The organism is Giesbergeria giesbergeri (assembly GCF_054779375.1).
Genome location: NZ_BAAGYJ010000002.1, coordinates 179689 through 202320, shown reverse-complemented (window position 1 = coordinate 202320; position 22632 = coordinate 179689). Strand labels below are relative to the sequence as shown.

Below are 22632 nucleotides of genomic sequence, written 5' to 3'. Positions count from 1 at the left end.
GAAAAAAGCAGCGTTCCATTATGTTGGTTTCTATTGCATGATGGCCTATCGATGAGAAATCTGTTTTTTCAGGGGCCAGCGCCAACCAGTGCTGTTGGATGAGCCACCTTTCAGGACTACCGCCCCATGCACTTGCGCATTGCCCCGCCTATGGTGAGCTTGACGGCCTCTGCAGCCACACGGATCAGTCTGATTTATTTTGTGTTGGCCAGCGTATGGATATGGGGGTCTGATTGGTTGACTCAAGCCTTGCCCAGCCCAGAGGTCAATTGGTGGGGCTATGTCCAATCGTGGAAAGGGCAATTCTTTGTGTTGCTCACCACAGTGCTGTTGTTTTTACTGGTGGGCCGGGAAGAGCGGCGCCAAGCAGCCTTATTGGCCGAGTTGCGCGAGATCCAGTCACGGTTGGAGCACCTGGTGGATGTGAGCCCCACCGTCATCTACGCGATGGAACAGAGTGGTGCTACCCAAAACCGTCGGTGGACTTATGTCAGTGGCAATGTCCGAGGCGTGACAGGCTATGACCCCGAAGAAATTCTGGGAGCAGATGACTTTTGGTGGAGCCGCCTGCACCCAGACGACCATGCACGGGTTCGCGAGGCATTGGCAACGATGGAGCAAGGTGCAAACACCTTCGCCATGCACTACCGCTGGCAGCACCAAGATGGCTCCTACCGCTGGATGGAAGACCAAGCCTCCATTAACCGCGATGCAAACGGCCAAGTGCTGGAGGTGGTGGGCAACTGGCGGGATGTGAGCTTTGAAGTCCATGCCCGAGAGGAAATGCGCTCGCGGCAAGAATTGCTGGCCACTTTTGCCGACCATGTGCCTGCCGCAGTGGCCTTGTTTGACCGAGACATGCACTATGTGCTGGCCAGCCAACGTTGGCTGGATGATTACGGACTGAATGCCCAGCCAATGGGGGACGGTTCGCGTTATGGGTCATTTCCTCAGATGCCCCAACGTTGGCAACAGGCACATCAACAAGCTTTTGCTGGAAAAGTAACCCGTTGCGAAGAAGATCAATGGGTGCGTGATGATGGAGCGGTACAGTGGCTGCGCTGGGAGGCACGGCCTTGCACCACAGTGAACGGACAGGTACAAACCATTGCTATCCTGACCGAGGACATCACCCAGATCAAGCGCGATCAGGTGTTGTTGCAGGCCTCTGAAGAACGCTGGCGTTTTGCCATTGATGGCAGTGATTTGGGCCTCTGGGATTGGGATGTAGCCACCGGCACCGTGTTGTTTTCCACCCGTTGGAAAAGCATGTTGGGCTACGAAGAAGCCGAAGTGGGTTCAGCATTGTCCGAATGGGAAACCCGCGTGCATCCCGAGGACATGCCCAGGGTGATGGAAGATGTGCAGCAACTCTTGCAAGGCCACACCACGTTCTATAGCAATGAGCACCGTGTGCTGTGCAAGGATGGCCGATACAAATGGATTCTGGATCGAGGCAAGGTGGTGCAGCGTGATGACAACGGCCAGCCATTGCGCGTCATTGGCACCCACACTGACCTGACTGAACTCAAGCAACGTGAAGCCGCCTTGGACTTGCATGCCGGGGTCTTTATGAACAGCCTTGAGGCCATTGTGATTTGTGGCCCAGACAACACGATCAAGTCGGTCAATCAAGCCTTTACTGAAATCACGGGCTACAGTGCCGAAGAAGTGCTGGGGCACCCCCCCTCCTTCATTGCCTCAGGGCGCCACGATCAAACCTTTTACAACGAGATGTGGCGCCAAGTGCAAAATGCCGGACGTTGGCAGGGCGAGATCTGGAACCGGCGCAAAAACGGTGAAGTATTTGTGGAATGGCTGACCGTGAATGTAGATCGGGCATCCACCGGGGAAATACGGCATTACTACGCCATCTTTAGCGACATCACCCAGCGCAAGCAAGACCAAGACCGAATCAGACACATCACACAGCACGATGCCCTGACCGATCTGCCCAATCGTACCGTACTGCGTGATCGGCTGGAGTTGGCACTGTCCCATGCCCAGCGCCAGAGCGAACCTTTGAGCGTGCTGTTTTTGGATCTGGATCGTTTCAAGAATATCAACGATTCTTTAGGGCCGAGAGTAGGTGATGCCTTACTCATTGAGGTGGGCAAGCGCCTGCGCCAAGCCGTGCGCGAGCAAGACACCGTCTCGCGCCAAGGGGGGGATGAGTTCACCCTGCTGCTGCCACAGGTGAATGCAGATGGGGCCGCCCATGTCGCCCAGAAGCTGCTCGATGAGTTGTCCCAGCCGATGGAAGTGGGCAGCCATCAATTGGTGGTGCCGCCCTCTATTGGCATTGCGGTGTATCCGGCAGATGGCAAAGATGCCGATGGTTTGTTGCAGGCCAGCGATATGGCCATGTACCGGGCCAAAAATGCGGGAGGCAATACTTTCCGCTTCCATAAAGCCGAGATGCAACAACGGGTCAGCCGGGTGCTCCAACTAGAGAACGCCCTGCACCGTGCCTTGCGCAACGATGAACTGCTGCTGCATTTTCAGCCTCAGCTGCAACTCACCTCCAATGCCGTGATTGGTTGTGAAGCCCTGATCCGGTGGCAGCACCCAGAAATGGGGCTGCTCTCACCCGCCGAGTTCATCCCGATTGCTGAAGAAAGCCGTTTGATCTTGCCGATGGGCGATTGGGTGCTTCAGGCTGCGGCAAGCCAATGCAAAGCATGGCAACAAGCCGGATTGCCCCCCATTGTCATGGCCGTGAATGTGTCGGCCTTGCAGTTTAGCCAACCCGATTTTGCCCAGCGGGTAGACAGGGTGTTGCAAATCACGGGGCTCGATGCCTGTTGGCTCGAAATCGAGCTGACCGAGAGCGTAATGGCTGAAGACCCAGAACGGGTAATTGTCACCATACAACAGTTGCATGGCCTGGGCGTGCGGTTGTCAATTGACGATTTTGGTACAGGATATTCTTCGCTGGCCTATCTCAAACGCTTCAGTATTCACAAGCTCAAAATTGACCAGAGTTTTGTGCGCGACCTGATGACGGGCACCCACAGTGCCTCCATTGCCGAAGCCATCATTTCTATGTCGCGCAGTTTGGGCCTGTCCACCATTGCCGAAGGCATTGAAACGCAGGAACAGGCACAGTGGTTGACAGGTCGGGGCTGTGATCAAGGACAGGGCTATTTGTTCTCTAAGCCTATGCCCGCAGCACAGTTTCAGCACTGGTTTGGTGCCAAGTCTCAACAACCCTGACCTTACCTGCGGCGCCCAAACCGGAAACCCGAGGTGCGGCGCGATGAAGACTGGTATTGCACTTGTACGCTGCTAGCGGGGGGTGCCTGCCAAGCAAAAGCGGGTCTGGCGTTGTGTGTCGCTTCTGAAGGCCGAATGGCTGCGATAGTGGGACGGAAATATTCTCGGTTTTGCCGAAGCTGGCGCTGTGCTTCAGCCTCAGCCTGTTCTAAAGCAGCCACAGCCGCTTGGGTCATGGCCCGCGCATCGGCTTCGGCCTGTGCCTGTGCTTGGGCCTGCATACGGACTTGGGCTTCGGCCAAGGCTTTTTGATTCTGTGCTTCAGTCTCAGCCTTGTGGCGGGCGTAGCGGGCCTCATTGAGCAAAATATCGCTATCGACTTCTGGGCAATGGTCTTGTCCAGTCAGTGGCGCAAACACCATCGATGCCCCTGGCCCAAAAATGGGCGGTATGGTGGCACTAAAGGGGTAAGACATGTCCACAGGGGGGCGAACGGATTGGTGCAAGATCTTGCCGCCGCCATCACGCACCGTGTAGCAGTTCAAGGCCAAGGCTGGAGCAGATGCCATACTGGTGATGGCAGCAAAAGTACAAAGTAGGTGCAGTCGGCGCATATCCCGATTTCACCGGAGTCTTTTCCTGGCGTCAATGGGGGATATGCAACATCCATGCTGTTTGCTTGACATCCTCTCCGGGCTAAACCCCGGAGATTCCTACTGCTAGACGGCGATGCCCCGCCGCGAGAATGTTGCGTGCTGCATTCACATCGCGGTCGTGTACCGCACCGCAATCGCTGCACTTCCATTCCCTTATTCGCAAACCCGCCCTACCTTTCGGACTGCTGGCGGGTATGCTCCCGCAGCACGAGCAAGTTTGGGTTGAATACGCTTCGTTCACTTCCATAAAGACGATACCGGCCTGATGGCTCTTGTATTCCAACATCTTCTTTAGCGTGGCCCAGCCCGCATCCAGTGTGGACTTGGCCATTTTTGTTTTGACCAGCTTTGCGCTGGCTACGTCGCCCACGAAGATGGCGGCGTTTTCTCTCACCATCGTGGTGCTGAATTTGTGCAGCGCATCTTTGCGCTGATTGGCAATTTTTGCGTGGATGGCTTTGACCCGGTGCTTTTTATGCGCCCGTTGTGCTTTAGCCAGTTCCAATTCATGCTGGCGATACCAGCGGCCATGCTCTTTTTTTTCGTTTGACGCCGTGGCACAGTCTCTCAGGCCCAAGTCAATACCCACACTGGCCGTTGCCACTGTAGGCTTAGCTTGTCCCTTGACTACGATATTGAGATACCAACGCCCCCGGTGGTCTTGGCTAAAACTGCCAGAACGTAGCTCATAGTCTGCCAAGCCGTAACTATCCCAAAGGCTCCATTTCTGACCGGCAAAGGCGACTTGCCCTGCCTTGTACTGCAAGGCCCGCGCTTTGAAAGGAATCCAGCCCAAGCTGTATTTGCTGCTCTGGGGGTTGGAGACACGCCAGCACAGCTGGGCCTTTTTGAACTGCCTGCGGGCCTTGGCATAGTCTTCACACACTTGCTGCACGGTGGGCGAACCGATGTGTATGCCATCACACTTGCTGAAACCGTTGGTTAGCTTTTGCAGGTCGTAGCCCGAAAGCCACTGATGACGCTCACGGATGGCGCGGTGGCTGGTTTCGTTGCAAAAATTCCAGACCTGATTAACCTCACGCGCCATCGCAGATAGCACGCGAGCGTGTTTATCTTTGATGCGTAGGCGCAGGGTTTTGGTGCAATTCATGCTGTGCATTATGCTTAAACGCAGGGGGGTCTATGGCTCTCGACCTCGGGCTGAACCCCGAGGCTTCCCGCGCACTGGGTGATGGGGCTATGGCGAATCAGCCAAAGCTAAAGCCCGAGAGCACCCTGTCCATGACCCGATCGGCATAGACGCGCTGTCCGGGGTCTTGGCCTGCGGCCCCCACAGCCACCATCAGCGGCAGCAAATGCTCTTCACCGTGGGGTGGATGGCACAGACGCGCAAAAGGCGCCTGCTCCCAGTTCAACAGCGCCTGACGGCGGGTGGTGGGATCGGCCTCGAGTGCGCTGGTCAACCAACGGTCAAATTGCTCCGACACCGGCCCATATTGCGGATCACCACGGGTGCGCAGGTTATGAAAGCTCATGCCGCTGCCAATGATGAGCACACCTTCATCGCGCAATGGCGCCAGGGCGGCCCCCACTTGCAGATGCAGTTCGGGATCGAGGTCGTGGCCTAGCGAGAGTTGCACCACTGGAATATCTGCTTGCGGAAAGATCAGCATCAGTGGGATGAACATGCCGTGGTCAAAACCACGTTGGGCATCGGTTTTTGCGGGCAACTGTGCCTGTCCCAACAGGTTCACTATCCGGTCGGCCAAAGCAGGCTCACCGCGTGCGGGGTATTGCAAGCTGTAAGTATGGGGCGGAAAACCGTAGTAGTCGTAAATCAACTCGGGCTGTACGCCACTGGTGACGCTGAGTACCGGCTCCAGCCAGTGCGCTGACACCATCACAATGGCTTTGGGGCGCTGCGGCAAGGTGCTGGCTGCCGTGCGCAGATACTGCTCCATGAGCTTCCAAGCATCGGGCGGATTCCAGTCCATGAAGAAGCAGGGGCCACCACCGTGCGGGATGAACCAAGTGGGCATCCGGTGGTGGGCACCAGGGGGCAGGGCTGAGGAGGTGGTAGGCAGGGCAGACATGGTGTGCATTCAAAACAACGATGTCTGCATTGTTGCCGCAGTTGCATCAGCCAACCGCCAAAGGGCTATTAGGGCGGCTGCCAAGGTGCAGCCCTTATAGCGATTGATCAGCCGTTGCGGTTGCGCATCCAGTCGGCGGTTTGCATGAAGCTCTCGTTGAGGCGTTCGCGCAGCGGCTCAGGAATGCCGGTCTCGCGCATGGCCTGATCCATGCAAGCGACCCATTGGTCGCGCTCTTTGATACCAATCGAGAACGGCAAATGGCGGGCACGCAGACGAGGATGGCCTACCCGTTCGACAAAGTAGTCGGGGCCACCCAACCAACCACACAGAAACCAGAACAGTTTCTGCTGCGCTTCGTCCAGTGTGGTGCCGTGGGTGGCCCGCAGTTCAGCGTAACCGGGTTCCAAATCCATCAGAGCATAAAAACGCTCGGTCAGGGCTTGCAGACGTGGCTCACCGCCAATGAGTTCAAAGGCAGTGACTTGGGTTGTCTTGGAGGGGGTCTGGTTGTCGGTATCCATATTTTTCAGAACAGGCTGGGTGTGGGGCTTATTCTGCCGCACGGCGCAAGGTGGTCATCACAGAACGCTGCAGTATTTCCCGCAAGCCCCACCAACCTGCCGCCCATGCCAATAAGGCTCCAGCCACACTGCCAACAAGGGGCACCAGTGCAGAAGCCGTCCATGTAAAGTCAAAGACATAGCGTGCCAAGGCCCACCCCACCACCACAGCCACACTGCTGGCCAATAATCCAGCCAACAGACCAATACCTGCCAGTTCTGCGCGTTGCACTTGGCGCAACAGGCTGGCACGGGCACCCAAAGCCCGCATGATGGCAAATTCTCGCGCCCGCTCCTCACGCGTGGCCGTTACGGCGGCAAAGAGCACCACCAGTCCCGCTGCCAACGTGAAGAGAAACAGAAACTCTACCGCCCGCACCACCTGATCTAGCACGCGCTGCACCTGTGCCAGCGTAGCACTCATATCAATCTGGGTGATGTTAGGAAATTGACGCACCAAAGCATTGTCAAAACCTGCCACTGTAGGCGCTCGATATGCCGCCAGATAGGTCATGGGAACATTGGAGAGCTGATCGACGGGATACATGGCAAAGAAATTGGCCCGCATTGATCCCCAATCAACCTTGCGCAGACTAGTGATGCGCGCATCGGTCATGACACCAGCAATGTCAAACCGCAAGCGATCACCCAGCTTCAAACCCAAGGTTTGGGCGATGCCCTCCTCCATGCTAATGGCATCCTTTTCTCCCGCCGTCCAGCGCCCAGCAACAATCTGATTGTGCGCAGGAGCTTGGGTGGCCGTGGAGAGGTTGAACTCCCGATCTACCAAGCGTTTGGCACGGTCTTCGCTGTAGTCGTTGGCATTGACGGGACGGTCGTTGATAGCTACCAAGCGTCCGCGAATCATGGGATACCAATCGTATTGGCGCACACCAGCCCCATCCAGCGCCCCCCGAAACGCCGCTGCCTGATCGGGTTGGATGTTGATGACAAAGCGGTTGGGAGCATGCGCCGGTGTGGCTTGGCGCCAACTGTGGATGAGGTCAGTGCGCAACAACACCAACAGCACCAAGGCCAGCAAGCCCACGGCCAAACTGCTGATCTGCACCACAGCATAGGCTGGCCGGGCCGCCATCTGCCGTGTAGCCAATACCAGCCAACGTGGGGCACTGTGTTCACGAACACTATGGCGCAACAGTTTGACGGCCAACCAGCCCAACACGGCAAACAGTGCCACCGCCACAGCAAAGCCGCCTACGGCAATCAAACCCAAGCGACTGTCTTGGCTTACCACCAGTAGCAGTGCGGCAAATCCCACCATACCCGCAGCCAGTGCCACCAAAGAAGCAGGCCGCAAAGCACCCACCTCACGCCGTATGACGCGCAAGGGCGGCACTTGGGCCAATTGCAGTACGGGCGGAAGGCCAAACGCCAACAACAGCGTCAGGCCCACGCCCAAGCCCAGCAGTGCGGGCCACAGACTGGGGTTTGGCAAACTGGCATCGAGCAGGCCTGCCAGCAACCACACAAAGCCGTGGTGTACTGCCCAACCCAATGCCACCCCCAACGTGCTGGCACACAGGCCCACCAGTGCAAACTCTACCGCGTAGCTACCAGCAATGGTGCGTTGGCTCTGACCCAACACCCGCAGCAGTGCCGAAGCGTCCAGATGGCTGGCTGCAAACCCCCGCGCCGCCAAAGCAACCGCCACCGCGGACAACAATGCGGCCAGCAGCGCCACCAAGTTCAGAAATTTTTGGGCACGCTCTAGCGTTTGCTGCATTTCGGGGCGGCCACTGTCGAGCGACTCCACACTCACCCCATGCACAGAGGGCTTTTGTGTCTCTTGAACAGCCCAAGCCTTGAATTGTTCTACGGCAGCCTCCGGCCCCGCCAAGGCCATCCGGTATGTGATTCGACTGGCAGGCTGCACCAGCCCCGTAGCCCTAAGATCGGCCTCATGAATCATGACCCGTGGTGCAAAACTCAAAAAGCCAGAGCCCCGGTCTGGCTCCACAGTGATAATCCGGGCAATGCGCAGGGTGGTATCCCCCAACAACAAGGGCTGCCCCATTTGCAAACCCAAAGCCTCTAGCAGTGCACCATCTATCCAAGCTTCACCAGGTGCAGGGATGGCTTGCGTCGGGTAGCCTGCACCGTCTGGTGTATCGGCCACCTGAAGTTGCCCCCGCAGCGGGTAACCTGGCGAGACGCTTTTGAGGGCCACCAGTTTAGCCATGCCACCTTGGGCATCACTGGCCCGGGCCATCGTAGGAAAACCCAAGGTGTTGACGTTTTGCAACCCCAGATTTTTTGCCTGTTGTGCAAAGGCTGCGGGGGCAGGCTGGTCACTGACCACCACCACATCGCCCCCTAACAATTGCCGCGCATCGCGTTGCAGCCCCCCCTGAAGCCGATCAGAAAAAAAGCCTACAGAGGTCAATGCCGCCACAGCCAGTGTGACAGCCACCAACAGCAGACGCAACTCACCAGCCCGCCAATCACGCCACAGTGTGCGCCACCCTAAAAAGAAAAAGGTAAGGTTCATCGCACTATGACTAGGGCACATAGATCAAAGTTCGGCCCAAGCCGGGATATGTTCCCAAAAGGCACCAATCTGTGTGCCCCGAGAGGCGGCCATTCCTTTGGCTACTGCGTAATGGTGCAGCGACTCTTGGAGTTTGCACAGCGCACTGACCCCACCCACCAAAAACAGACATTCGCCAAGCAAACGCAATTGCTGACGGGCCTCTTCATCGCCTTGGCAGGCTCGGTCGGACAAGACAAAAAGTTCGGCCAGTGGTGTTTGCATGCTGAGATGGATAGAGGTGGACGGAAAACCCTGAATTATCCGGGCAGATATCCTCACACCTCCTCAGGAGCAGCGCCCCGGCGGCCACACCCCAACGATGCCAGCATGTTCTGCCCTGCTTTTCAGGCCGTTTGGGCCTGCACGAGCTGGAGCTCGGCCATCATTTGCTCACGCATAATGAACTTCTGCACCTTGCCAGTGATGGTCATGGGCATGTCTTGCACGATGCGGATATAGCGTGGCACTTTGTAGTGGGCGATTTGGTCGCGGCAAAAGCCCCGAATGTCGTCCTCGGTGCAAGTGTGGCCGGGCTTGGGCACAAGCCAAGCACAAATCTCCTCGCCATATTTCATATCCGGGACACCAAACACCTGCACCGACTGCACCTTGGGGTGGCGAAACAGGAATTCTTCGATCTCGCGTGGATAGACGTTCTCCCCCCCACGAATCAGCATATCCTTGGCGCGGCCCACAATGTTGCAATAACCTTCCTCGTCCAAAGTGGCAAGGTCGCCCGTGTGCATCCAGCCGTCTTGCACCGCCTCTTGAGTACGATCAGCATCACCCCAATAGCCCTGCATCACAGAGTAGCCCCGTACCAGCAACTCCCCCTTCTCGCCCACCGGCACCACCTGCCCTTCAGCATTCACCACCTTGGCTTCCAATAATGGCTGGATACGGCCCACAGTGGCCACGCGACGTTCTAGCGGATCGGTGGTGGCACTTTGGAACGAGACAGGCGAGGTCTCTGTCATGCCGTAGGCAATGGTGATCTCTGAGAGATTCATATGGGCCACCACGCGCTTCATGGTCTCGATAGGGCAAGGAGATCCTGCCATGATCCCAGTGCGCAAGTGCGACAGATCAAACTCGGCAAAACGCGGGTGGTCTAACTCGGCAATGAACATGGTGGGCACACCATGCAGGGCGGTACAGCCCTCTTCGCTGACCGCTTGCAATGTCATTACCGGATCAAACGACTCCCCCGGAAACACCATCGTCGCGCCCACGGAGACACAGGCCAACACCGACATCACCATGCCAAAACAGTGGTACAAGGGCACCGGCACACACAGCACATCCGCATCGGTAAAACGCATGGCTTGGGCCACAAAACGGGCATTGTTCACCACATTATGGTGGGTCAGGGTGGCTCCCTTGGGGTTGCCTGTAGTGCCACTGGTGAACTGAATGTTGATGGCATCGTGGCACGACAATCCTGCGCCCACCGCATCCAAGGCAGCCACATTCAGTTGTGCTTGGCCCTGCGCCAGCAGATCGCCATAATTGAGCATGCCCGCAGTATGCCCATCACCCAGCCGAATCACGGCCTGCAACATCGGCAAACGAGCGGCCTTTAATGCCCCTGGAGCGCAGGTGGCCAACTCAGGGGCCAAACGCTGGAGCATTTCTAGATAGTTGGAGCTCTTGAGCTGCTCGGCTGTCACCAGCGCACGGCAGCCTGCCAATTGCAGCGCATATTCCAACTCCGAAACCCGATAGGCGGGATTGATGTTGACCAGCACCACCCCGATACGGGCGGTTGCAAACTGCGTGACCACCCATTCCACCCGGTTAGGTGCCCAAATACCCACCCGATCCCCTGCCTGCAAGCCCAGCGCCAAAAAGCCTGCCGCCAACGCATCTACCTGCTCCTGCAGTTGTGTCCAAGTCCAACGCACCCCCTGCTCCCGAAAGACAACTGCCAACTTGTCTGGAAAGCGCCGCACGGCATCGGCCAAAAATTGTGCAATGGTGGCCTCAGACAGGGCTGCATCGGTGCGCCCCTTGACCTGCGACAAGCCATGCTGCGGTGCAATATTCCAGTCTTGGACAACGGATGCGGTCATTGTTGTGTCTCCTGCTTCTCGCGTACGTGAAAAAAATCAAATTGTGCAGACACGAAACACACCAAAATGGACAAAATGGTTGCAAAACCAACCCAGAGAGGTTCTCCCATGTCCCCAACGTTTCTTTCTCGTATAGCCATCATCGGTGCCTTGGCTGCGCTCGTCACTGGTTGTGCAGTAGACGACCCCTACTACTACGATGATGGCCCATCGGGCGCTCCGGTGTACCGAGACCATTACTACGGTGGCAGCCCCAGCTACTACGATGGCCGTCACAACGATTACCACCGCAGAGACAACTACTACCGCAATGACTGGCGTGATCGTGATGATCGGGGTGGACGCCATTCCGTGCGGCCCGACGCCAGAGATAACCGTGATGGCCGTGATGGCCGCGACGCACGGGATGGCCGCGATGGACGTGATGGCCGCGACGGCAGTCGCCCACCCCGGCCCCAATCGCCCACACAAAACAACCCACCACCACGCAATCCACAGCAGGGCCATGCCCAGCCCCCCCGGCCTAACCCTCCGCCACAGGTACACAACAATCCACCACCACGCCCTAACCCCCCGGCCACGTCCCATCCACCCGCCAAATCAGATCGCTACAACCCCAAGACCGGCCAGCACCTGCCCAGTGCCAATGACATGCCCTGATCACACGGTGCCTCCACTGCACAGGCCTTGCACTACGGTGGGGTAACGCAGCGACAAGCGCAGCTCTTGGCGCAAACGACGGTTCTCTAAACGGCGCGACTCCCCCATAAAACTCCACAGGAGCGGGGGGAGTTGCTCTTGTGCCTGATGGCGTGACCAACGCGGAGGTCTGGGCAACCCATAGAGATCAGCGGCCAAATCAAAGTAGTCCCCCATGCGCAGTTCGGTGTTGTCGCTGGCATGGTAAATGCGCTGTGCAGCACCACGCCACAGGGCCAATCGACAGGCCTGCGCCAAGTCATCTGCATGGATATGGTTGGTAAACACATCCTCGTTGGCTTGTAATACTGCGGTGCCACGCAACAGCCTCGCCCGTGGCGTTCCTCCTTCACGGTCTGGGGCATAAATGCCTGGCACACGCAAAATACTGACCCGCACGCCCGCTCGCCCCAAATCCCGGCGCAAGACGGTTTCTGCATGCACACGCCGCTGCGCGCGCGCTGTGGCTGGGGCTACGGGGCGGGTCTCTGCCACCCAAGCACCCGCACAATCCCCATACACACCGCTGGTAGAGGCATATACCAGCGCCTGTGGCAAACGCCCCCGGCGCAGGCTGCGTGCCAAAGCCAATGTGCGTGGATCATGATGCAAAACACCACCATCCGCCGCTTGCCCCGGTGGCGGTGCCAAATGCAGCACATGGGTAGCCAAGCCCGCCAAGCGGCGCAAACTCGAAGACTGATCCAAATTGCCCAATAAAGGCGTGATGCTGGCAGCACGCAATACCGGCAACCGCTCTGGGCTGGACGTCAAGGCGTAAACCCGACCACGCAATGCACTCTTGGTTAGAGACGACGCCAGGCGCTGCACACGCAAACCCACATCACCACAACCAATAATCAACCACCGAGGACGCCGAAAACGTGCAGGCAACGCCCTGCGCAAGCCAACAAAAGCAGTAATAGTCATGGTATTGAACAACACACACGCAAAAAACGCAGGCAGACAGGACAACATGGCATTCCTGCCCGGATATAAATGCCACAGCATTGACGATCTGGCTGAACAGGCAAAATCCACCTTGTTCAACCTGTTTGATCTTCCAAGGATACCCAGCCCATGAGCAACACAACTGCCACCGTACAAATTACCGTGCAACCCAGTGGGCGCACTTTTTCTGCCCAAGCAGGCGAAACCATCTTAGAGGCCGCCATCCGCAACGGCATCGGCCTGCCCTACGGCTGCAAAGACGGCGCCTGCGGTTCCTGCAAATGCCAGAAGCTAGAAGGTGACGTGCTGCATGGCGACTACCAAGCCAAGGCCATGAGCGCCGAAGAAGCGGCTGCAGGCTTGGTGCTAACCTGCCGTGCCCAAGCCCAATCCGACGTGGTGCTGGAGTCACGCCAAGTCACAGACGAAAGTGCCTTCCCCATCAAACGGATGCCCGTGCGCGTCAGCACCCGCACACAGCTCTCGCATGATGTCATGCGGCTGCAACTGCAATTGCCCGCCAACGATCCCTTCCGTTACCACGCCGGACAATACATCGAGTTTATTCTGCGTGACGGCGCCCGTCGGGCCTATTCAATGGCCAATGCTCCCCACACCCAAGCGCAAGCACCCAGCATAGAACTGCACATCCGCCACATGCCCGGTGGCCGCTTTACCGATCATGTCTTTGGCGCACTGAAAGAAAAAGAGATTCTGCGCATCGAAGGGCCGTTTGGCAGTTTTTACCTGCGTGAAGATAGCGACAAGCCCATCATTTTGCTGGCCTCGGGCACCGGCTTTGCCCCCATCAAAGCCTTGATCGAGCAGTTACAGTTCAAGGGCAGTACGCGGCCAGTCCACCTCTACTGGGGCGGGCGCCGCCCAGCCGACCTCTACATGGACACTTGGGTACACGAACAAGTTGGCGCCATGCCAACACTACGCTACACCCCCGTGCTGTCGAACACGCTGCCCGAAGACGGCTGGACGGGCCGCACAGGCTTTGTCCACCAAGCAGTATTGGACGATTTTGCCGATCTGACCGGCTACCAAGTCTATGCCTGCGGCGCCCCCATTGTGGTGGACTCGGCACGGCACAGCTACACCCAAGAGCGCAACCTGCCAGCCGAGGAGTTTTATGCCGATGCCTTTACCAGCGAGGCCGACAAACAGCCACAGGGCTAAATCAGCCCTAACTCAAGGCAACAGCTGTTTTTCTAAGCGCCAGATCCCCCGCAACACAGCGTAGCTCTGGCGCTGCCCAGCCACAGCCTCTTGGCCCAGTTCCAATTGCAACTCCACCCCTTGTGGTACCTGATAGCCAAGCGTGGTGGCGGTGCGATGGGCACGGTGGTAGCGATTGAGCCGGGTTTCTGTGGCCAACAAAGCAGCGCCCGGCCCCTGCAAATGGTGGCTGGCCTGCACATGTTCAGTGCGGACACCCCATTCCCAACGTGGGCGCCATTGCCAACGCGCATCCAGCCAGCCCCCATAAGATGTTCCCCGGTAAGCAGCATTTCCGTTGGCGGATGCCAGCCCCCCCTGATCACGACGCCACCAGCCAGCAGCGGTAACAACCCACGGCACATCATGGCCCCGCCAACGGGCGCTGGCAGCCGTCAGATCAGTGCTCCCCGCAAAGCAAGCCACCTTTCCGACCGTACTGTCATTGCACAACGGTGACGCATGGCTATGCCCTCCACCCACATTGCTGGTGCGGCTCCCACGCCCCTCAGGCTCCCAATGGGCAGCAAAGCCATCCAGCGCCAGCTGGCCCTGGGCCATAGGAACGACTGTACCGATATGGAGGGCAGGCACCACTGACCCCTGTGCTGCCCCCGGAAAGACGGCTCCTTTCCACAACCCCACGTCCACCGTTGCAGGCCACTGGGCCAGCGCACCACGCCAGCCCAGTTGCACACCATCATCCATCCAGTCACCGCCCAGAGTCGCTTGCTTAGCCAATGGCATCAAAGCAAAGCGGTCAAAGTGACCCGCACTCTCCAACACCACACCCATCGCAGGCCGCTGCCGCCCTGCAGTGAGTAGCCAAGTGGTCTCTCCCTGGGGTTGACGCATCTGCACCCAAAATGCTTCTGTGTGTGCGCGGTCACTCCCGTGCTTGCCTATGGCGGCGTAAGCCATCCACTGTGGGCTCCAGCGCCAAGCAGCATCCAATACACCGTGCTCCAGCCCCCAATGTCGCCGGTCACTGCCCTCATCGCCCTGTAACAAAAAGCCATCCATGCGCGCTGAAGGCAAAACAGCGTCTGCATGGAGGTAGGTGACGGCTACAGCCGCACCCACACGCAGACCATGCTGCTCCTGTGGTGCTGCCTCTGCCAGCTCGGCACTGCCGTGCGCCACCGCCCACAACGGACAGCCAGCCAGCAACGCCGCCACAGCGACCTTACGGGCGCGGCCACGGATTGGCATAGCGGGAATCGGTAAGAAATTCATGGTCGGTCAATGTCTTGAGAAATGCAACGATGTCGGACTTGTCCTGAGCGTTCAGGTCGATCAGGCTCACCAGTTCACTTTTGTGCGGGTTTTGGCGGCCATCCCCAGCATGGGGGCCAGTAGTTATGTTTCTGCCACCGGCAGCATAGAAATCCAGTACATCTTCCAGCGTAGCGATGGTGCCGTCGTGCATATATGGGGCTGTCACTTCCACATTGCGCAGGCTGGGTGCACGAAAAAATCCCATGTCCTTGACCAACGCCGTTAACTCAAACACCCCCCGGTTATGCTCTGGAAACGCCCCTGTGCCTCCCAAGTTGTACAGCCCTGTATTGTGAAAAGGCGTCTCCACCATCCGGCTGGCGGCATGGACGATCTGGTCGTTAAAGTTAAAACTGCCGTGGCAGTGAAAGCACTCGGCCTTCTCACCAAAAAACAAGGCCATACCGCGTGTTTCTGGCACCGACAACTGCACCTTGCCCTGCAAATATTGGTCATAACGGCTGTGCCCCGACAGCAATGAACGCTGAAAACTGGCAATGGCCTGAATCACATGCCCCCAATCGATAGGCGTGACCACCCCAGGAAACGCTGCTGCAAACTTGGGCGCGTAGACCGGCTCGGCACGCAAACGCTCCAATACCTCGGCCCGGTTATGGTCGTTCACACCCATCTCTACTGGATCGTCACCAAACAGCGGGACCTCCATCTGTTTTTCTAAGGTGACTAAGGAGGGATTGGCCCAAGTCAGCGTGGCGTTGTAAACCACATTGGCTAAACCTTGGGCACCACGCGGATGCACCACACCAGTAGAGCCTACGGCCTGCGCCAAGCCGTCCGTAAAGGCTTTGTCTTGATGGTGACAACTGGCACAAGATTGGGTGCCATTGCCCGACAAGCGCCGGTCATAAAAGAGATGGCGGCCCAGATCTACCTTGGCCTCGCTCATCGGATTGGTCTCCGGCACCTTGGGCACCGGAAAATACGCCGGTAACGTCCACTGCCAACCGTCACCTGATGGCTGCACCGTATCATCGATCGATACGCCGCCCCCTCCGCCACAACCAGCCAGCACAACAACCCCCAACAGGAGGCTGCCAGCCAGCCAGCGCAGCGCCTTGTGTGTGCGCTGCGCGGTGCTCATCGCGCTACAGGCCGGAAAATAGTTTGCGAAACACCTGCCGCTATAGGTAAGCCTGTGCCCGTACCATCGGCTTTCCAATCAATAGCCAATGCCCGGAACACGCCTACACATTCAGGGTCAGTGCCACCCGACATGCAGCCAGCGGCCCCGCCCAAGTTTTTGGTCACGTCATTGCCCGCGACCAAGGCTTGTATGTCCAACGCAATCTTTTGCTGATCAGGGTTGAACGAGGTCAGACGCGCCTCCATCCGATTGGGTGCCTTGCATTGCACCGTCTCTCCGGTAGCGGGGTTGCCGACACAGCCAGTCGACCCCAAATGCACTGCAAAAGTCTTGGCTGTCCAATTGCCCGTAGCGCCCTCGGGGTCGGTCAGTTCAATCTTGGTGAACTTGCGCCCCGACTGCCAAGACCAAGCCATTGCACCAATATCCAACGGCGGCTTGGCTGTGGCCACATCAGAATACAGGGTGTGGTTCAGTGCAAAGGGCACCCCCATCGTCAATTTGAGACCCACGTAGTTTCCAGCAGGCACCGTACCGCGCACCACCGCATTGGTGGCTGGCGTGCCACTGCTACAAGCACCAGTGGCATTTTCTAGGTCAATCAAAGTGACGCGGTCGGTACCGACTGTCAAATTCCAATGGTCATTGGCTGACAAGGTCAGTGGTGTTTCTGTGCCATCGGCTTGCAACAACGCCAGATTAGAGACGTAGAAGCGCAAATCCTTGATTTGCGCAGGCGCACTGCCAGCACCCAACCCCGCCACCACCGTACCGCACTGCACAGGCGTATGGCCTGCCACCGCCACAAATTCCAGTGCCACCTCACGGGTGCTCGCTGCACCATCATCACTACCACCGCCACCGCAAGCTGTCAGAGCCGTCGCTGCCATGGCAGACACCCAGGCAGACAAAGAGAGAGAAGAAAACTTGAACATATCCATCCCGACAATAAATCGATCAAAACCAGTTTGTGTATCTGTAGCCCGACCGGGGCTTTTTCTGGCATCAATGGCTGTGGCCTGACGACTTGGATGGTCGTGGCTGCTGCACCCAAACAACAACCTCTTGTGGGCCAGCATGGGCAAAATGCAAAGTCAGCACAAAACGCTCACCCAGCACCAAAGGACGCTGTAGCCCCTGCAATACCAACGGTGCGGCTTGGTCATGGCGCCAGGCTTGTGCAGAGCGAGCAGGCAAGGCAATCGTTACAGGCAGTGGCTGTGCCCCACCACCATGCACAGCAACGTGCTGTAGCCGCACCACTGGTGCTCTAGGTGTTTGTGCAGCCACCAAACGATCTTCTTGTGCGCCCTCATTGCGCAGAGAACGGAAATACACCCTGCCCTCCGTCTGACCAGGCTCTGTGGGCAAGGCGTATGGGTGGTCAATTTGCAATGCACCAACCGCCACACCATGCGACTGCACAGGCCCAGCAAAGGCCACGCTCGCCCATACCAGCCACGTCAATACCTTTTGGGAGCGCGCAGCCATCCCATCCCAAGACCACACCATGAGACCCATCCTTACAACCTTGCACGCGCAAGCCAACACCACACACCACCACTGGCCATCTAAACCAGTTGTGCGTCTGTGGCGTACGCAGCCAAGCAATGAAGAAAACACCCACAACCCACACACCCACCTTGAATCAGGGCAGGAACAAGCCGGATGACAAATACACGACAAAAGACAACCCCACCCGCAAGGGGTGGGGATGTGAAATCAAGGGGTTGTCAAGATGAGAAAGGCGGGCCACGCGCTGGCATGGGCGGAGCCACCAGCGCAGCAATGCGGGCCGCTGGAATGGACTGCATGGCATAAGCCAGCGATGTATCCAGCAATGAGGGCACTTGTGCCAAAGGAGGAGGAGCCAAGGGGCTCTGGCACAGAGGACAATCCAGCACTGTATAACCAGATTGCACATCGCCGTTGTTGTCTTTGACCAGCAACTTCATGCCATTGTTCATGGAGCAGACCAACTCCATGGATTGCTGCCCTGTGAGGGGAGCAGCAATGGCAGAACTCAAAGACAGCACAAAACACGCCAGCACCCAGCGGATGACAAAAGGCATGGAACGAAGTTTGTGCATTGGCCCATTATTCCATAACCAGCGCAGGGATTTAGCGCCAGTGCCCATGAAATTCAACCCAACAGACGTGCCAAAGTCAACAAGGCCAATAACAACAGCCACACCACGACCGAACGCCAGACCAACCCAACAACGCTGCGCAAATGCCCCACCTCTGGCTCTCGTCCTGGGGTGCGGTCACTGTCGCCAATATCTGCATCTACGGTCATTCCTGGTGGGGCTGGCAGAGCCTCTACCCGCAGTTTCAGTGCCTCCCCCCCCAAGCGGACATTGATAGCACCCGCTGTGGCGGCCAACACGACACCATCGTTGTCGTTGGGAAATCGCTGGGCGTGGAAACGCCAACCATCAATAGCCTCTTCAAAACTACCGACCACGGCAAAACACAGGGCTGTCAGACGGGCAGGCAACCAATCAATCATTGTCCAAGAGCGCAAAGCCACCGCCTGCAAAGCCAAACTGGCGGGTGCGGCCAAAGCGCCACGGCGGGGTGCCCAAAAACGGGCAACAAATTCAGCCATGCGATAAAACACCGCCCCAGCAGGCCCAAGCCCCAATGCTGCCAACAAAGAAAACCACGCCAGCACACCAAACACATGGCGATGCGCCGCCAAAACCGAATATTCGATCACATGGCGCACCATCTCGCTGCGAGGTAAATGGGCGGCATCGACCTGCTGCCACTCGGCCAGCAACATGCGTGCACGCTCTTGGTCGTCTTCTTCCAAAGCATCGCGCAGACGGGTGAAATGGTGGCTAAACTGGCGAAAACCCAGTGTCAAATACAGCACCACAACGCTCCACAGCACGGCAAAAGGCCAGCCCACGCTCCACAGCAGCAACCAATGCACCGCCAAAGCAAGCAGGGCTGGCAGCACCACCGCCAACGACCAAGCCACCCACGCATGGTGGGGCTTGCCAGCATCAAAGTTGCGGCCTACCAAGAGCGCCCAAGTGCGCAATCCGGCATGGATAGGGTTGTGTGCCGCCAGCGGACGCGCCTGCTCGATCAGCAAGGCAAACAGGATGGCAAAGAAACTCATGGTTCCATCATACCCAGCCACTTCTTGTGCATGGCCAGACGACCCGCCTCAAGCCTGTAGGAAGCGGTAAAAATTGCGTAACATGCCCGCCGTAGCCCCCCAAATGTAGTGGGTCTTCTCACCATGTTGATAAGGCATAGAGAACCACTCACGGCGCACGCCCTGCCACTCAAAAGCATGACGCCGATGGTTGGCTGGGTTCATCAGAAAAGCCAACGGCACTTCAAAAATGTCAGCCACCTCGTGGGGATTGGCATGCAAGGTGCATTGTGGCTGCACCAAAGCAACCACTGGTGCCACCACATAAGCCGACCCAGTGACATAAGTGGGCAATGTGCCAATGACCTCTACCCAATGCGGCTCTAAGCCAATTTCCTCCTCGGCTTCGCGCAATGCCGCCGCCGTCACAGACGCATCTTCTGGATCGACACGCCCCCCTGGAAATGCCACCTGCCCCGAATGGCTGGACAGGTGCATACTGCGCTCGGTGAGCAGCACCGTGGGCTGCTCCCGCAACACAATGGGCACCAGCACGGCAGCAGCGGCCTGTGATCGCTCAGAAAAGGCAGGCTCGTACAGCACTTCGGGCTGCCAATGCAGCGGGGGCTGGGCAAAGCGTTGGCGCAATGCCTCTGGGGTCTGTGCCAACGCGGGCACGGGGGGTAAGTGGCTATCTATTCCCAACACAGGCACCTGCTGGGGATCAAAACTGGGCAATCGAGAGCGGGAGGGTGTGGAAGAGAAGGCAGTCACAGCAAACCAGAGATTGAAAAACAAAAAGCCGCTACAGGCAATGCTGTAGCGGCTGATGCGCTCAAGGCGGCGGGGGAAACAGACTTTATGCTGCTGCCACGGCTGCAGGAGCCTTGCGCTGGGGCAACTTTTCTTTGATACGTGCCGACTTACCGCTGCGCTCGCGCAGGTAGTACAGCTTGGCACGGCGCACATCGCCACGGCGCTTGACTTCGATCTTGGCGATCAGTGGGCTATAGGTTTGGAACGTACGCTCCACGCCTTCACCGCTGGAGATCTTGCGCACGGTGAAGCCGCTGTTGAGACCACGGTTACGCTTGGCAATGACCACTCCTTCGTAAGCCTGTACGCGCTTGCGGTTGCCTTCAACCACATTGACGCTCACGATGATGGTGTCACCGGGGGCAAACTCAGGGATATCTTTGTTGAGGCGGGCGATTTCTTCCGCTTCCAGGGTTTGGATCAGGTTCATGCTTGCATCCATCGATCATGTCCGCGCCATAAGTGGCATTGTCGGGATTGACGTTTTGCCTTGCGGTGCAAGGCGGCCGGCCAGAGGATCGAAAAGCCAAAGATTATAGCTTGCCCGGCAAATTGCGCAGTAATGCCTCGTCGGCAGGCGACAGGCGTCCCGCAGCGCGGGCTGTGGCAATCAGCTCGGGGCGGTGCTGTGCAGTAGTACGCAAGGACTGATCACGGCGCCAGCGTTCAATCTGCGCATGGTGACCCGACAACAAGGGGGCAGGCACCACCTCACCTTGCCATTCTTCAGGGCGGGTGTAGTGTGGGCAATCGAGCAGACCATCCAAGGCCGGATTGAAGCTGTCGAGCTGGTGGCTGCCTTCATCATTGAGCACACCCGGCTGCAAACGCGCCACGGCATCCAACAAAGCCAACGCGGCAATTTCCCCCCCCGACAGCACAAAATCTCCCAAGCTGATCTGTGCCGTGACATAGCGATCGATAAACCGCTGGTCAATGCCTTCGTAACGACCACACAGCAAAATGGCACCGGCACTGCCTGACCACTGCGCTACAGCCGCATGGTTAAGCGGCACACCTATGGGTGCAAACAGCACCACGGGCACGGGTGTTGTTGCTTGCGCCCGATCCGCCTGAATGGCGGCCAGACAACGCTCCAGCGGCGGGGCCATCATTACCATACCGGGGCCACCACCAAAAGGCCGGTCGTCCACACGACGGTAATTGCCCTCGGCGTAATCCCGCGGATTCCACAGCCGTACATCGACCAAACCGGTGGCATAGGCCCGCCGGGTGATACCGCTGACCAAGAATGGAGCAAACAACTCCGGAAACAGGGTGATGACATCAAAGCGCATGGTCAACACCGCTCAATAATCAGGCTGCCAATCCACCAATATGCGGCGTTGGGGCAGCTCTACCTTGTCGACAAACGCTGATACAAACGGAATCATGCGCTCAACAGGCTTGCCACCAGGGTGGGCCGCCTCAAGCACCAACACCGTCTGTGGCCCTGTGGACATCAACTCACGCACCTGCCCCAAAGCAACCCCTTCGCGGTTGAAAACCTCCAGCCCGATCAGATCAACCCAGTAATACTCATCTTCTTGCGCAGGTGGAAAATCGGAGCGCGGCACGAAAATACGGGCACCACGCAACGCCTCCGCCGCATTGCGGTCGTCAATGCCTTGGGCAGCAGCCACAATGCTGTCGGAATGGGGCCGCACTTGGCGAATCGCCAGTACGGCAGTACCACTGAAAGTACGGGCACCACGCTCGCTGGGCTGTATATACCAGTGGGCAGCAGCAAACAACGCATCAGGTGCTGCATTGTGCGAAATCACCTTGAACCAGCCCTTGACGCCCCAAGCATCGGCAATGCGCCCCACCTCGATGGCATCAGCGGGCAAAGAGACAGATTCCAGGTTCAGAACAGTGGACATGGCAAGGAATGAGGGAAGACGGAAAAAAGAAAAGGCGGGTTTCGTCAGTGGGCACCGACGAAACCCGCCCTGTATCGCTAATCAGCTGCGATCAGGCGGCCTTTTGGGCAGCTTGCTTGATCAAGCGATCTACCGTGGGGGAGGATTGAGCACCAACGCTCTTCCAATAGGCCAGGCGATCTTGGGCAATACGCAGACCTTCTTCGGTGCTCTTGGCGCTAGGGTTGTAGAAACCCAAACGTTCAATGAAGCGACCATCGCGGCGCACGCGCTTGTCAGCCACGACGATGTTGAAGAAAGGACGGGCCTTGGCGCCGCCGCGAGAGAGTCGAATGACGACCATGATGTGATCCTTGGGGTGGTGGGCCAGGACGGTATGCCTGATCCCGGTGTTCGCAGCGTTTGAGACACGCGACATGACCACCCGGCCAGCGACACGCTGCAAAGCCTGC

Annotated in this window: 22 protein-coding genes; 3 read left to right on the top strand and 19 right to left on the bottom strand. The window is 57.9% G+C overall.

Annotated elements, in window-relative coordinates; all coding sequences use genetic code 11:
• The first annotated feature begins 126 nt into the window (after positions 1-126).
• Positions 127-3216, top strand: a complete 3090-nt coding sequence (locus ACYVB2_RS05050) for a sensor domain-containing protein (protein ID WP_382430876.1) — start codon at positions 127-129, stop codon at positions 3214-3216.
• 2 nt (positions 3217-3218) lie between these two features.
• On the opposite strand, the gene ACYVB2_RS05045 is transcribed toward ACYVB2_RS05050, so the two are convergent.
• The 7 genes from ACYVB2_RS05045 to ACYVB2_RS05015 form a co-directional block, all read right to left on the bottom strand.
• A complete protein-coding gene (locus ACYVB2_RS05045) occupies positions 3219-3785 on the bottom strand; it encodes a hypothetical protein (RefSeq protein ID WP_460535548.1) in 567 nt (188 codons plus the stop codon).
• 127 nt (positions 3786-3912) lie between these two features.
• A complete protein-coding gene (locus ACYVB2_RS05040; protein ID WP_382430880.1) occupies positions 3913-4983 on the bottom strand; it encodes an RNA-guided endonuclease InsQ/TnpB family protein in 1071 nt (356 codons plus the stop codon).
• Between the two features lie 97 nt (positions 4984-5080).
• Positions 5081-5926, bottom strand: coding sequence for a DODA-type extradiol aromatic ring-opening family dioxygenase (locus ACYVB2_RS05035; protein WP_382430882.1), 846 nt, complete (start codon positions 5924-5926; stop codon positions 5081-5083).
• Positions 5927-6033: 107 nt separating this feature from the next.
• Positions 6034-6450: a group II truncated hemoglobin gene (locus tag ACYVB2_RS05030; RefSeq protein WP_382430884.1), complete on the bottom strand. Its 417-nt coding sequence runs from the start codon at positions 6448-6450 to the stop codon at positions 6034-6036.
• A 28-nt stretch (positions 6451-6478) separates the two neighbouring features.
• Positions 6479-8998: an ABC transporter permease gene (locus tag ACYVB2_RS05025; protein ID WP_382430886.1), complete on the bottom strand. Its 2520-nt coding sequence runs from the start codon at positions 8996-8998 to the stop codon at positions 6479-6481.
• 24 nt (positions 8999-9022) lie between these two features.
• On the bottom strand, positions 9023-9262 hold the full coding sequence (locus ACYVB2_RS05020; protein WP_382430888.1) for a hypothetical protein: 240 nt from the start codon (positions 9260-9262) through the stop codon (positions 9023-9025).
• A 122-nt stretch (positions 9263-9384) separates the two neighbouring features.
• Entirely contained in the window at positions 9385-11112 is a 1728-nt protein-coding gene (locus ACYVB2_RS05015; protein ID WP_460535541.1) for an AMP-binding protein, read from the bottom strand.
• A 108-nt stretch (positions 11113-11220) separates the two neighbouring features.
• On the opposite strand from ACYVB2_RS05015, the gene ACYVB2_RS05010 reads away from it, so the two are divergent.
• Complete coding sequence (locus tag ACYVB2_RS05010; RefSeq protein ID WP_382430890.1) at positions 11221-11772, top strand: hypothetical protein; 552 nt, start codon at positions 11221-11223, stop codon at positions 11770-11772.
• On the opposite strand, the gene ACYVB2_RS05005 is transcribed toward ACYVB2_RS05010, so the two are convergent.
• Entirely contained in the window at positions 11773-12741 is a 969-nt protein-coding gene (locus ACYVB2_RS05005; RefSeq protein ID WP_382430892.1) for an SDR family oxidoreductase, read from the bottom strand. It lies immediately after the preceding gene.
• Between the two features lie 150 nt (positions 12742-12891).
• Between ACYVB2_RS05005 and ACYVB2_RS05000 the strand changes: the two genes are divergently transcribed.
• A complete protein-coding gene (locus ACYVB2_RS05000) occupies positions 12892-13947 on the top strand; it encodes a CDP-6-deoxy-delta-3,4-glucoseen reductase (protein ID WP_382430894.1) in 1056 nt (351 codons plus the stop codon).
• A 12-nt stretch (positions 13948-13959) separates the two neighbouring features.
• On the opposite strand, the gene ACYVB2_RS04995 is transcribed toward ACYVB2_RS05000, so the two are convergent.
• The 11 genes from ACYVB2_RS04995 to rpsP all read right to left on the bottom strand — a co-directional run bounded on the left by ACYVB2_RS04995 (position 13960) and on the right by rpsP (position 22523).
• Positions 13960-15198 (bottom strand): hypothetical protein, encoded by a 1239-nt coding sequence (locus ACYVB2_RS04995; RefSeq protein ID WP_382430896.1) that lies wholly within the window; start codon positions 15196-15198, stop codon positions 13960-13962.
• Entirely contained in the window at positions 15173-16366 is a 1194-nt protein-coding gene (locus ACYVB2_RS04990; RefSeq protein WP_382430898.1) for an MbnH family di-heme enzyme, read from the bottom strand. The genes ACYVB2_RS04995 and ACYVB2_RS04990 overlap by 26 nt, the downstream gene beginning before the upstream one ends.
• Positions 16363-17259 carry an MbnP family copper-binding protein gene (locus ACYVB2_RS04985; protein ID WP_382430900.1) on the bottom strand — a complete coding sequence of 299 codons (897 nt, stop codon included), beginning with the start codon at positions 17257-17259 and terminating at the stop codon, positions 16363-16365. Before ACYVB2_RS04985 ends, ACYVB2_RS04990 begins: the two co-directional genes overlap by 4 nt.
• Before the next feature lie 115 nt (positions 17260-17374).
• Positions 17375-17881 carry a copper chaperone PCu(A)C gene (locus ACYVB2_RS04980; protein WP_382430902.1) on the bottom strand — a complete coding sequence of 169 codons (507 nt, stop codon included), beginning with the start codon at positions 17879-17881 and terminating at the stop codon, positions 17375-17377.
• Positions 17882-18102: 221 nt separating this feature from the next.
• Positions 18103-18459, bottom strand: a complete 357-nt coding sequence (locus ACYVB2_RS04975) for a hypothetical protein (protein ID WP_382430904.1) — start codon at positions 18457-18459, stop codon at positions 18103-18105.
• Between the two features lie 53 nt (positions 18460-18512).
• Complete coding sequence (locus ACYVB2_RS04970) at positions 18513-19502, bottom strand: CobD/CbiB family protein (protein ID WP_382430906.1); 990 nt, start codon at positions 19500-19502, stop codon at positions 18513-18515.
• Between the two features lie 48 nt (positions 19503-19550).
• Positions 19551-20255: a CoA pyrophosphatase gene (locus tag ACYVB2_RS04965; RefSeq protein ID WP_382430908.1), complete on the bottom strand. Its 705-nt coding sequence runs from the start codon at positions 20253-20255 to the stop codon at positions 19551-19553.
• An 85-nt stretch (positions 20256-20340) separates the two neighbouring features.
• Positions 20341-20727 carry a 50S ribosomal protein L19 gene (rplS, locus tag ACYVB2_RS04960; protein WP_382430910.1) on the bottom strand — a complete coding sequence of 129 codons (387 nt, stop codon included), beginning with the start codon at positions 20725-20727 and terminating at the stop codon, positions 20341-20343.
• 103 nt (positions 20728-20830) lie between these two features.
• Positions 20831-21595, bottom strand: a complete 765-nt coding sequence (gene trmD / locus ACYVB2_RS04955; RefSeq protein ID WP_382430912.1) for a tRNA (guanosine(37)-N1)-methyltransferase TrmD — start codon at positions 21593-21595, stop codon at positions 20831-20833.
• Between the two features lie 12 nt (positions 21596-21607).
• On the bottom strand, positions 21608-22180 hold the full coding sequence (gene rimM / locus ACYVB2_RS04950; protein WP_382430914.1) for a ribosome maturation factor RimM: 573 nt from the start codon (positions 22178-22180) through the stop codon (positions 21608-21610).
• Positions 22181-22271: 91 nt separating this feature from the next.
• On the bottom strand, positions 22272-22523 hold the full coding sequence (gene rpsP, locus ACYVB2_RS04945; protein WP_382430916.1) for a 30S ribosomal protein S16: 252 nt from the start codon (positions 22521-22523) through the stop codon (positions 22272-22274).
• Positions 22524-22632 lie beyond the last annotated feature (109 nt).